At 44.5% G+C, this 9016-nt stretch carries 21 protein-coding genes; all 21 read left to right on the forward strand.

Annotated features, from left to right (window positions below; all coding sequences use genetic code 11):
• Nucleotides 1-5 precede the first annotated feature (5 nt).
• Nucleotides 6-248 (forward strand): DUF7446 family protein, encoded by a 243-nt coding sequence (locus tag FEM44_RS00510; RefSeq protein WP_135522233.1) that lies wholly within the window; start codon nt 6-8, stop codon nt 246-248.
• A gap of 31 nt (nt 249-279) precedes the next feature.
• Nucleotides 280-477 (forward strand): hypothetical protein, encoded by a 198-nt coding sequence (locus FEM44_RS00515; protein WP_135522234.1) that lies wholly within the window; start codon nt 280-282, stop codon nt 475-477.
• A 143-nt stretch (nt 478-620) separates the two neighbouring features.
• Nucleotides 621-1037 carry a hypothetical protein gene (locus FEM44_RS00520; RefSeq protein ID WP_135522283.1) on the forward strand — a complete coding sequence of 139 codons (417 nt, stop codon included), beginning with the start codon at nt 621-623 and terminating at the stop codon, nt 1035-1037.
• 83 nt (nt 1038-1120) lie between these two features.
• Nucleotides 1121-1261 (forward strand): protease FtsH-inhibitory lysogeny factor CIII, encoded by a 141-nt coding sequence (locus FEM44_RS00525; protein ID WP_135522235.1) that lies wholly within the window; start codon nt 1121-1123, stop codon nt 1259-1261.
• Nucleotides 1254-1367 (forward strand): host cell division inhibitory peptide Kil, encoded by a 114-nt coding sequence (gene kil / locus FEM44_RS00530; protein WP_000361831.1) that lies wholly within the window; start codon nt 1254-1256, stop codon nt 1365-1367. The genes FEM44_RS00525 and kil overlap by 8 nt, the downstream gene beginning before the upstream one ends.
• A complete protein-coding gene (locus FEM44_RS00535; RefSeq protein WP_000613346.1) occupies nt 1364-1552 on the forward strand; it encodes a hypothetical protein in 189 nt (62 codons plus the stop codon). The genes kil and FEM44_RS00535 overlap by 4 nt, the downstream gene beginning before the upstream one ends.
• Nucleotides 1553-1560: 8 nt before the next feature.
• Nucleotides 1561-2241, forward strand: a complete 681-nt coding sequence (locus FEM44_RS00540; RefSeq protein WP_000536247.1) for an ATP-binding protein — start codon at nt 1561-1563, stop codon at nt 2239-2241.
• Entirely contained in the window at nt 2238-2825 is a 588-nt protein-coding gene (locus tag FEM44_RS00545) for a hypothetical protein (RefSeq protein ID WP_001535902.1), read from the forward strand. Before FEM44_RS00540 ends, FEM44_RS00545 begins: the two co-directional genes overlap by 4 nt.
• 23 nt (nt 2826-2848) lie before the next feature.
• Nucleotides 2849-3145, forward strand: a complete 297-nt coding sequence (locus tag FEM44_RS00550) for a phage anti-RecBCD protein (protein ID WP_135522236.1) — start codon at nt 2849-2851, stop codon at nt 3143-3145.
• Nucleotides 3146-3155: 10 nt separating this feature from the next.
• The gene (locus tag FEM44_RS00555; protein ID WP_001614322.1) at nt 3156-3332 is read left to right on the forward strand and encodes a DUF2737 family protein; all 177 of its coding nucleotides are present in this window, start codon (nt 3156-3158) and stop codon (nt 3330-3332) included.
• On the forward strand, nt 3319-3897 hold the full coding sequence (locus FEM44_RS00560) for an HNH endonuclease signature motif containing protein (protein WP_077150696.1): 579 nt from the start codon (nt 3319-3321) through the stop codon (nt 3895-3897). The genes FEM44_RS00555 and FEM44_RS00560 overlap by 14 nt, the downstream gene beginning before the upstream one ends.
• 43 nt (nt 3898-3940) lie before the next feature.
• On the forward strand, nt 3941-4420 hold the full coding sequence (locus FEM44_RS00565) for a hypothetical protein (RefSeq protein ID WP_135522284.1): 480 nt from the start codon (nt 3941-3943) through the stop codon (nt 4418-4420).
• The gene (locus FEM44_RS00570; protein WP_135522237.1) at nt 4417-4902 is read left to right on the forward strand and encodes a class I SAM-dependent methyltransferase; all 486 of its coding nucleotides are present in this window, start codon (nt 4417-4419) and stop codon (nt 4900-4902) included. Before FEM44_RS00565 ends, FEM44_RS00570 begins: the two co-directional genes overlap by 4 nt.
• The gene (locus FEM44_RS00575) at nt 4899-5099 is read left to right on the forward strand and encodes a hypothetical protein (protein ID WP_135522238.1); all 201 of its coding nucleotides are present in this window, start codon (nt 4899-4901) and stop codon (nt 5097-5099) included. The genes FEM44_RS00570 and FEM44_RS00575 overlap by 4 nt, the downstream gene beginning before the upstream one ends.
• Nucleotides 5100-5269: 170 nt before the next feature.
• Entirely contained in the window at nt 5270-5434 is a 165-nt protein-coding gene (locus tag FEM44_RS25090) for a hypothetical protein (protein WP_167850655.1), read from the forward strand.
• Nucleotides 5435-5629: 195 nt separating this feature from the next.
• Complete coding sequence (locus tag FEM44_RS00585) at nt 5630-5848, forward strand: DUF4014 family protein (RefSeq protein ID WP_135522240.1); 219 nt, start codon at nt 5630-5632, stop codon at nt 5846-5848.
• A gap of 1 nt (nt 5849) precedes the next feature.
• Complete coding sequence (locus tag FEM44_RS00590) at nt 5850-6356, forward strand: DUF551 domain-containing protein (protein ID WP_138158832.1); 507 nt, start codon at nt 5850-5852, stop codon at nt 6354-6356.
• A 97-nt stretch (nt 6357-6453) separates the two neighbouring features.
• Nucleotides 6454-7254, forward strand: coding sequence for a hypothetical protein (locus FEM44_RS00600; RefSeq protein ID WP_135522006.1), 801 nt, complete (start codon nt 6454-6456; stop codon nt 7252-7254).
• Between the two features lie 57 nt (nt 7255-7311).
• Entirely contained in the window at nt 7312-7479 is a 168-nt protein-coding gene (locus tag FEM44_RS00605; RefSeq protein WP_000545725.1) for a hypothetical protein, read from the forward strand.
• Between the two features lie 39 nt (nt 7480-7518).
• Nucleotides 7519-7737, forward strand: coding sequence for an excisionase (locus FEM44_RS00610; protein ID WP_001303849.1), 219 nt, complete (start codon nt 7519-7521; stop codon nt 7735-7737).
• Nucleotides 7715-8788 (forward strand): tyrosine-type recombinase/integrase, encoded by a 1074-nt coding sequence (locus FEM44_RS00615; protein WP_135522004.1) that lies wholly within the window; start codon nt 7715-7717, stop codon nt 8786-8788. The genes FEM44_RS00610 and FEM44_RS00615 overlap by 23 nt, the downstream gene beginning before the upstream one ends.
• Nucleotides 8789-9016 lie beyond the last annotated feature (228 nt).

Here is a 9016-nt window from a genome sequence, read left to right on the forward strand (position 1 = left end):
GATACATGAGAGTAAAAACTATGGGCGCAAGCCCATTAAGCGGTCGTATTTTTCAAGGAACATTAAACACTGAAAAAGGAATGTGGGTAGGAAAAAAAGAAGATGTAACCGAACAGGCAGTTAAGGCAGTAACTGAACACCTGATGATAAAAGACCGGAAATATGCATACGAAACGAATGATGGCAAATGGGTGATAATAATGCATCAACTGGTTGATGAATTACCAGAAGAGTTTATTGCTGATTAAAATTATTTTGGCATAAACAACAGAAGCGAAGATGTTGACAGTTGGTAAGTCATATTCAACTAAAAATGGAAAGACATTTAGTTGTGAAAAAGATATTGGAGAAATAGACACCATCTTTCCATTTGGTGGATGGGTATACAATTCTGATGGAAGCAAAGACAGATTTGCATATTACACCAGAGGAGGTGCTTATAAACCAACCAAATCAGAATATGACTTAATTATTTAGCACAGAGAAGCACTGTGTATTCATTCCAACGAGTGAATACACGGAGCAATGTCGCTCGTAACTAAACAGGAGCCGACTTGTTCTGATTATTGGAAATCTTCTTTGCCCTCCAGTGTGAGGGCAATTTTTTTGACGGAGAAATTATGAAAATTACAGATATTCTGGTTAATCCAGATAATTACGACCAATTCAATATCTCTACTAAATCGGTTGATTTGGGATGTGCAACTGTCAGCGCATGGCTACTTAATGGTAAACAGTTGGATAAATGCCTTGATGCACATATGACGGTTAACAGCTTCCTTGCAGAAAAGACACACTGGCAAGATGCTGGAGGGAAATATGCTGGATGGCTTGAAAGCATGGGATTTGAATATCAATCTGATGAAGGTTGGTGGAGCCTCATAGCTGTAACGCCTGAGACAATAGAATGCTTCGTTAAATACTCAAACGACGATGACTATAAACACCAGGTAGATTCTGCGATAGAAAGATATAGAAGAAAATCATTCAACCACGAAATATCATCAGTTCTTGATTTCATAGAAGTATTCAAATAAGCCGCCAAGAGCGGCTTTACCGCATACCAATAATGCTTCACCCGAGGCATTTCCGTTATGTGTAAATAAATAAGGAGCACACCATGCAATATGTCATTGCAGGGTGGCCTGTTGCTGGCTGCCCTTCCGAATCTTTACTTGAACGAATCACCCGTAAATTACGTGACGGATGGAAACGCCTTATCGACATACTTAATCAGCCGGGAGTTCCAAAAAATGGATAAAACACTTATGGCTATCCAGACTAAATTCACTATCGCCACTTTTATTGGCGATGAAAAGATGTTTCGTGAGGCCGTCGAAGCCTACAGGAAATGGAGGTCAAAATGATTCCGGTAGAACTGGCGAAAACTCCAGAGTTAAGTCGATTAAAAAGAGAATATCACATTGCTGAGGCTCGTTACTGGCGTAAAGCGGGAGATAAATCAAAGAAACAACTTTGTTTATGGCAGGCACAAAGAGAGCGCATGAATGAGCGCGAGTTTCTTTCCTCCCCATCCGAATTACCATTCTGAGGCAAATTATGGGAACTGCGACATTAATACTCGGTGAGTCTGGCACCGGAAAATCAACCAGCATGAGAAATATCAATCCCGAGGAAGCAATACTTATAAAACCAATAGGCAAGCCGCTACCATTTAAATCAAAAGACTGGCTTGCATGGGATGCCAGAGCAAAAAAAGGAACCGTAGTTACCACTGACAAATGGGACGTAATAGTTGCCGTAATTAAGCGTGCTCACGAATACGGGAAAAGAATCGTTATTGTTGATGACTTCCAGTATGTGATGAGCAATGAGTTTATGCGCCGCTCAGAAGAAAAATCGTTTGATAAATTTACTGAGATAGGCCGCCACGCATGGGAGGTGATTAAGGCTGCACAGGATGCGCCTGATGACCTGAGAGTCTATTTTCTTGCCCATACCGAAGAAACCCCTATGGGGCGTGTGAAAATGAAGACTATCGGCAAAATGCTGGACGAGAAAATCACTGTCGAAGGCATGTTTACTATAGTTCTTCGCACTCTTACCCGCGATGACCAGTTCTTTTTCACCACGAAAAACAACGGTGCAGACACTGTTAAATCCCCAATGGGAATGTTTGATTCCAATGAGATTGATAACGATCTCTCTTTCGTCGATGCCACTGTTTGTGATTACTACGGCATCAATAATGTTCATCAAATTAAGGAAAACGCCGCATGAGCAACGTGATTTTTACTTATAACGAAGAAGCAGCACTGACCGCAGGACAAGGTGGTTTTATTAATGAAACTGGCGCTCATATTATTACCATTACTGAAGCAGAACTAAAGCAATCAGAAAAAGGAGCCAAATTTATTGAGTTTTCTGGAGAATCCGACGACGGACGTAAAATCCAATATCTTAGCGTTTGTGTTCAGAAAAATGACGGCACGGAAAACAAATTTGGCGCAAATGTCGTTCACGCCATGATGGGGTGTGCCGGGATTGGGCAATTAACGCAACATATGGTTTCCGCCAGTAAATTTGTTGCACCTGAATTTCATGGAAAGAAAATCGGGTTAGTGCTCCAGAAAGTATTAACCACAAACAAAAAGACTGGCGCAGACAGCTACCAGATGGAAATACGCATCCCGTTTATTGCACAAACAGGTCAAACCCTTAAAGAAAAGGCGGAAGGCAAGCAACCAGAAACTATCGCCAACATGGTTGCCAGCCTCAAAGATAAAGACAATCGCTCTAAAAACGTAAGCCAGAATCATGCAGATGATTATGGTTACAGCCAGAACGATTACCCTCCTTTCTGATTATTGAAAATAAGGCTCCCATTATGCCAGCGCCTCTGTATGGTGCGGATGACCCGCGCCGCTGTTCCGGCAATTCCGTATTGGAGGTGCTGGATAAATTCAGAAAAAACTACGACCTGATAATGTCGCTACCGCAGGAAACGAAAGAGGAAAAGGAATTTCGCCATTGTATATGGCTTGCAGAGAAAGAAGAACGCGAGCGAATTTACCAGACATTAATCCGACCATTCCGCAAAGCCACATATACCCACTTCCCTGAATATATCGACTCGCGCCTACGTAATTACCGCTCACGCTATGGCGCTATCAGTAATGACTGAGGAATTTACCATGAGAGGACTTGCATACAATCCCGGCATTCTTCCGGCAGAAATGATTATTCGCCAACGCGTAAAGCCAATGCCATCAAGAGAGGAATTACTTAAGAGAAATAGTTTCGGTTCTGTTAACGACAACAGATATCTTGAAATGATTTTGAGGAGTAAGAAGGATTATGTCAAAAAATGACATTTCATATGAATACCTCATTAGCAACATTCACTACGATAAAGAAACTGGGGTTTTCAAGAAGATAATTAAATCAAATAATGGGGATATAATTGGTTTCAAACCAACTGGCTGTACGCACTCGATGGGATACATAAGGATATATATTAATAAAAAATGGTATTTAGCGCACAGACTAGCTTGGTTATATGTTACCGGGAAATGGCCAGTAAATGTAATTGATCACATCAACAGAAATAAAGCTGACAACAGGTTTATTAACCTACGAGATGTCTCCAGTAGGGAAAACAATAGCAATACAAGTAGAAATAAAGGAACTGAAATAGGCACAGAAAGGTGTGCTTATGGATGGAGAGCATACATAGGTGTTAATGGAAAACTACATCACCTTGGCTCATATGCAACATGTGATGGTGCAAAATATGCGTATGCTCTAGCAAAATATCAAGTAGAAATATATGGTTACCTGCGCCCCACACCAATCGATTGCAGAAAATTAAATTACGGAAACAGGGGGAATCGTAATGGAAATCCTAAATCAAACCGTCGCAAGTTCCATCAGTGAATCAAAACAAATATCTGAATGCGATGTGGCGGAGTGGGAAGAAATGAAACAAATGTCACTAATTGAGATGGATGGATTTCTGAAAGGTAAATGCATCCCAAGTGATTTAAAGGTTAACGAAACAAACGCTGAATATCTGGTGCGTAAATTTGCTGAAGCAGAGGCCAAGTGCGCGGCGCTGGCAGCGGAGAATGCGAGACTGAAGGTGATGTGTGAGGACCGCCGCAGGTTCATCATGAAAGGGGTGCAACTGGGGTATATCAAGGTGCCAAAAGCGGAAACAGATCCGGACCTTGAGACAATTCGCATTGCTATATCACCACAAAAGCCCATTCCAGCCACCGATGCTTTCCTGGCTGAAGTACGGGCGCAGGGCGTGGAGATGCTGGCAAAAAATCATCAGAGTATCGTCAATGCACTTAAGGGAGATTCTTTATTTTCTGATGGTGAATACCGACATGCAGCTATTGTTTCCGCAGCTGTATATTTCGCCGCCCAGCTTCGCAAAGGAGGCAACCAGTGACTGGACATGCAACAATCCTCGACATGTGCTGTGGCAGTCGCATGTTCTGGTTCGATAAGAATGACGACCGGGCGATATTTAGCGATATCAGAAAAGAAGAGCACACATTGTGTGATGGACGACGCCTGATTATCAGTCCTGACCTGATAGCAGATTTTCGAGCATTACCATTTGCAGACGCATCGTTTCCGGTTGTTGTATTCGACCCTCCGCATCTTGAGCGTGTTGGTGATAAAGCCTGGATGGGAAAGAAATATGGACGGCTGAATAAAGATACCTGGCGTGATGATTTGCGGCAGGGATTTAAAGAAGCCTTTCGTGTGTTGTGGCCACATGGCGTTATGATTTTTAAATGGAATGAAACACAAATACCTGTTCGCCAGATATTGGCACTGACCGACAGAAAGCCTGTTATCGGTCAACGAACAGGAAAGGGTGACAAGACCCACTGGATTATTTTTATGAAGGAGGGCAACCAGTGAGCAAGATTGACTACCAGGAATTGGCTGCTGCTAACGCTTTCTTGGCGGATGTGCGGGCTGGGGCGTTTAACGACCTTTGCGCGGCGTTTGTCAGGAACGCAAAAATTGCAGGACTGGACGATGGCGATCTCGTTACGGTGAAAGAAGCGACCGATGCTCTGCTGCATTGTGTGGAACAGCTTCGCGCTCCAGAATAATTAAATTTAGTACTGTAAATAAAATTTAATCCTTAACCGGAGGGATTTCTGCACCCTCAGAACATCAGGAGGCCGCCCGAAAGGGCGGTAATAAAAATGGCAGAATTAACTAAAGAATGGTTGCAACAAACAATTACTGATATTCAGGTCAATTGAGGTGAGAAACGCGGATGGAAAATTGTTTAGTGCCGTATCTGGTGCGGTTCGGGGCGTCGTCGTTAACAGTTGTGCCGCATGTCCTGGTGGCTGACAACGTCATCCCGGCACCGAAACGTCGTACCGGTATTGCAGCGGCACGCCGTGCAGCAAAGAAACGCAGGAGAGCAAAGCGATGAAAAACCGTAAAGCAAAACTGCTTACAGCAAAGCCCGGGCAGCTTATCCGCATCTCAAATCGACTTGTTGTTCGTTATGCGCCTTCTGGCCTTGCCAGGTGGTTACCAACGCATTTTTACGGTGTCAGGCGACGTAGAAGTGCGGCACAAAACCGCTGGAGAAATCACGGTTCTAGGCAAATTAAATGGGAGTGATATGACTACACTATTCAGGAAAAATTATCCGCGAAAGAGCAGAGCAACAGAATTCCTGTTTCTCATTCTGTTTATCGTGTTGATGATACCGATATCCCCGTTAATTCTGGTATGGGGAATCGGGAAAATAATTGAGCCAGTTATTGAATTGTATAACGACGTGGTATGGGCGTCGTTCAACGCACTACACAATAAAATTAATCCGTATAAGGAAAACTGATATGACCACTATTACGAGAGAAAGCGCGGAGATTAAATCATTCATCACTGGCTTCCTGAGCGACGCGGCGCACGATAACCAATCGTCAAACAGTCTGCTTGCTAATGTGTTTCGTATCGCACTGGCATCGCTGGAAGCAGAGCCGGTGGCGTGGAAGGCAACCTTCACGCAAATTGACAATGAATATAATACGTTCACTGCTCTGTATTCTGACAAAGCAGAAGTCGAACGGTGGGTGCGACTGCATGAAATAGGTGACTTTCGGGCAGAAATAACACCGCTTTATACAGCCCAACCAGCGCCGGTAGCTCCAGATGGTTGGATAAGCTGTAGTGATGCAGTTCCTGCTGAATATTGCGATGTGATTCTGTGCGATGATCTCGGGAATGTATTCCCCGGTTCCTGGGATAAGGTTTTTTGCCCCATTCGAGGCGGGAATAAGATGGCTTTTGTGGACAAAGACGGCATCGAAGTAGAGAGCTCAACTCACTGGATGCCGCTACCGTAACCACCGCAGGAGGTTAACCGTGGCTATCCTGCAACTTGCAGTCAAAGGTGAATAACAATCCTCGCATTCGCGGGGATTTCTTTTATATGGGGATAATATGACCATCCACTTTCACGGCAGCCCAATATGGGGTGATGAGCATGCCCCTACAGATATGCTGATTAAAGCCCTTTACCGTGATGGTGGGGCTTTTGTTTCATTTGCCAGACCAGAGCAGATGAAAAAGATTGCCATGTTCCCTTGTGATATACGCCTTGATAACGGCGCTTTTAGCGACTGGATGAAAGCATTAAAGAAAGGCACTCCGGTAGACTGGAGTAAGAGACGAGCAAAATTCTACGACTTTGTTGGGAAGTGGTTCAGCAGAATTGAATGGTTTCTTATACCCGACGTTATCGAAGGGACAGAGGAAGAAAACGACGAGCAGATTGAGTTTGTTCCTGATTGGCTAAAATCAAAAGCGGTTCCGGTCTGGCATACCGACGAATCAATTGAACGTCTTTTACGCCTTTCTGGCAAATTTGAATGGGTGGCGATTGGATGCTGCGGCCCACACAGGCACATACGCTCTAAATGGTGGGAACAGAGAATGGATGAAGTTTTCACTGAGCTTTATATCAATCGTAATTTGAAAGTGAAAATTCATGGTCTTCGAATGCTCGACGTGAGAGTTCTTGGTATGTATCCGTTCGCCAGTGCGGATTCTACTAATGTTGCTGTTAACGTACCGAAGACAGAGAAGCGATTTCCTGAGATTACCGACAAACTGGCACGTACAGCTGTACTTCGCGCTGCTATTGAAAAGGTGCACCCGCCATCGATATCAGCATGGGTAGACAGAAAGATGAGAGAGCCGGCGCAAGCCGGTTTTTTATTTGAATTCACCGACGCCGCTTAATGCGGATTTCTTTTATCTGAACTCGCTACGGCGAGTTTTGTTTTATGGAGATGATAAATGCACTTCCGAGTCACAGGTGAATGGAATGGAGAGCCATTCAACAGAGTTATCGAAGCAGAGAACATCAACGACTGCTATGACCACTGGATAATATGGGCGCAGATAGCACATGCAGACATAACCAATATTCGAATTGAAGAACTGAAAGAACACCAAGCCGCCTGATGGCGGTTTTTTCTTGCGTGTAATTGCGGAGACTTTGCGATGTACTTGACACTTCAGGAGTGGAACGCACGCCAGCGGCGCCCAAGAAGCCTTGAAACAGTTCGTCGATGGGTACGCGAGTGCAGGATATTCCCTCCTCCGGTTAAGGATGGAAGAGAGTATCTGTTCCACGAATCAGCGGTAAAGGTTGACTTAAATCGACCAGTAACAGGTAGCCTTTTGAAGAGGATCAGAAATGGGAAGAAGGCGAAGTCATGAGCGCCGGGATTTACCCCCTAACCTTTATATAAGAAACAATGGATATTACTGCTACAGGGACCCAAGGACGGGTAAAGAGTTCGGATTAGGAAGAGACAGAAGGATAGCAATCACTGAAGCAATACAGGCCAACATTGAGTTGCTATCAGACAGCGGGCGCGAGTCACTGATAGACAGAATTAAAGGCGCTGACGTAATCACTCTTCATGCGTGGCTTGACCGATATGAAACAATCCTCAGCGAGAGGGGTATCAGGCCGAAAACTCTACTCGACTACGCCAGCAAAATCAGGGCAATCCGAAGAAAATTGCCGGACAAACCGCTCGCTGACATATCAACGAAAGAGGTGGCAGCAATGCTAAACACCTACGTAGCAGAAGGTAAAGCGGCTTCCGCAAAATTAATCAGGTCAACCCTTGTTGACGTTTTTCGTGAGGCAATAGCCGAGGGGCATGTAGCAACGAATCCGGTAACAGCAACCCGCACAGCAAAGTCAGAAGTAAGGCGCTCAAGGCTGACAGCTAATGAGTATGTCGAGATTTACCATGCAGCCGAACCTCTCCCAATCTGGCTAAGACTGGCGATGGATTTGGCTGTCGTTACAGGGCAGAGAGTCGGCGATTTGTGCAGAATGAAATGGTCAGACATAAACGACAACCATCTTCACATTGAACAGGGTAAAACAGGGGCTAAGCTCGCCATTCCGCTGACGCTAAGGATTGACGCGCTCAATATCTCATTGGCTGATACACTACAGAAATGCAGGAAGGCCAGCGGCAGTGAAACAATAATTGCATCAACGCATCACGAACCACTTTCCCCGAAAACAGTATCGAAGTATTTTACAAAGGCGAGAAATGCATCTGGACTCTCATTTGATGGAGACCCGCCAACATTCCATGAACTGCGTAGCCTGTCTGCGAGGCTATACCGGAACCAGATTGGCGATAAGTTTGCTCAACGTCTTCTCGGGCATAAATCAGATTCAATGGCGGCGCGGTATAGGGACAGCCGTGGACGGGAATGGGACAAAATTGAAATCGACAAATGATTTTATTTTGACTAATAATGACCTGTTCATGTTAATTTATTGATAGTTAAAGAAATTTTAAATATGCAACTTACCTTATTTAAGGCCCCTTCCTCGGGAGGGGCTTTCCCGTTTCAGCATCCCGCTGAAATCTTCGGGTTACCTCCTTATTGCCATGTACGCAGTCTATCGCTAACCTGCGTATAAAATAGTTTCTTGTGTCATTACTGGATGCATGCTCGCAAAGCG

It is taken from the genome of Escherichia sp. E4742, from assembly GCF_005843885.1.
Lineage (GTDB): Bacteria > Pseudomonadota > Gammaproteobacteria > Enterobacterales > Enterobacteriaceae > Escherichia.

Coding starts and splice junctions, on each gene's coding strand:
- FEM44_RS00510 (WP_135522233.1), top strand. CDS start 6: ATGAGAGTAAAAACTATGGGCGCAAGCCCATTAAGCGGTCGTATTTTT.
- FEM44_RS00515 (WP_135522234.1), top strand. CDS start 280: ATGTTGACAGTTGGTAAGTCATATTCAACTAAAAATGGAAAGACATTT.
- FEM44_RS00520 (WP_135522283.1), top strand. CDS start 621: ATGAAAATTACAGATATTCTGGTTAATCCAGATAATTACGACCAATTC.
- FEM44_RS00525 (WP_135522235.1), top strand. CDS start 1,121: ATGCAATATGTCATTGCAGGGTGGCCTGTTGCTGGCTGCCCTTCCGAA.
- kil (WP_000361831.1), top strand. CDS start 1,254: ATGGATAAAACACTTATGGCTATCCAGACTAAATTCACTATCGCCACT.
- FEM44_RS00535 (WP_000613346.1), top strand. CDS start 1,364: ATGATTCCGGTAGAACTGGCGAAAACTCCAGAGTTAAGTCGATTAAAA.
- FEM44_RS00540 (WP_000536247.1), top strand. CDS start 1,561: ATGGGAACTGCGACATTAATACTCGGTGAGTCTGGCACCGGAAAATCA.
- FEM44_RS00545 (WP_001535902.1), top strand. CDS start 2,238: ATGAGCAACGTGATTTTTACTTATAACGAAGAAGCAGCACTGACCGCA.
- FEM44_RS00550 (WP_135522236.1), top strand. CDS start 2,849: ATGCCAGCGCCTCTGTATGGTGCGGATGACCCGCGCCGCTGTTCCGGC.
- FEM44_RS00555 (WP_001614322.1), top strand. CDS start 3,156: ATGAGAGGACTTGCATACAATCCCGGCATTCTTCCGGCAGAAATGATT.
- FEM44_RS00560 (WP_077150696.1), top strand. CDS start 3,319: ATGTCAAAAAATGACATTTCATATGAATACCTCATTAGCAACATTCAC.
- FEM44_RS00565 (WP_135522284.1), top strand. CDS start 3,941: ATGAAACAAATGTCACTAATTGAGATGGATGGATTTCTGAAAGGTAAA.
- FEM44_RS25090 (WP_167850655.1), top strand. CDS start 5,270: ATGGAAAATTGTTTAGTGCCGTATCTGGTGCGGTTCGGGGCGTCGTCG.
- FEM44_RS00585 (WP_135522240.1), top strand. CDS start 5,630: ATGACTACACTATTCAGGAAAAATTATCCGCGAAAGAGCAGAGCAACA.
- FEM44_RS00590 (WP_138158832.1), top strand. CDS start 5,850: ATGACCACTATTACGAGAGAAAGCGCGGAGATTAAATCATTCATCACT.
- FEM44_RS00600 (WP_135522006.1), top strand. CDS start 6,454: ATGACCATCCACTTTCACGGCAGCCCAATATGGGGTGATGAGCATGCC.
- FEM44_RS00605 (WP_000545725.1), top strand. CDS start 7,312: ATGCACTTCCGAGTCACAGGTGAATGGAATGGAGAGCCATTCAACAGA.
- FEM44_RS00610 (WP_001303849.1), top strand. CDS start 7,519: ATGTACTTGACACTTCAGGAGTGGAACGCACGCCAGCGGCGCCCAAGA.
- FEM44_RS00615 (WP_135522004.1), top strand. CDS start 7,715: ATGGGAAGAAGGCGAAGTCATGAGCGCCGGGATTTACCCCCTAACCTT.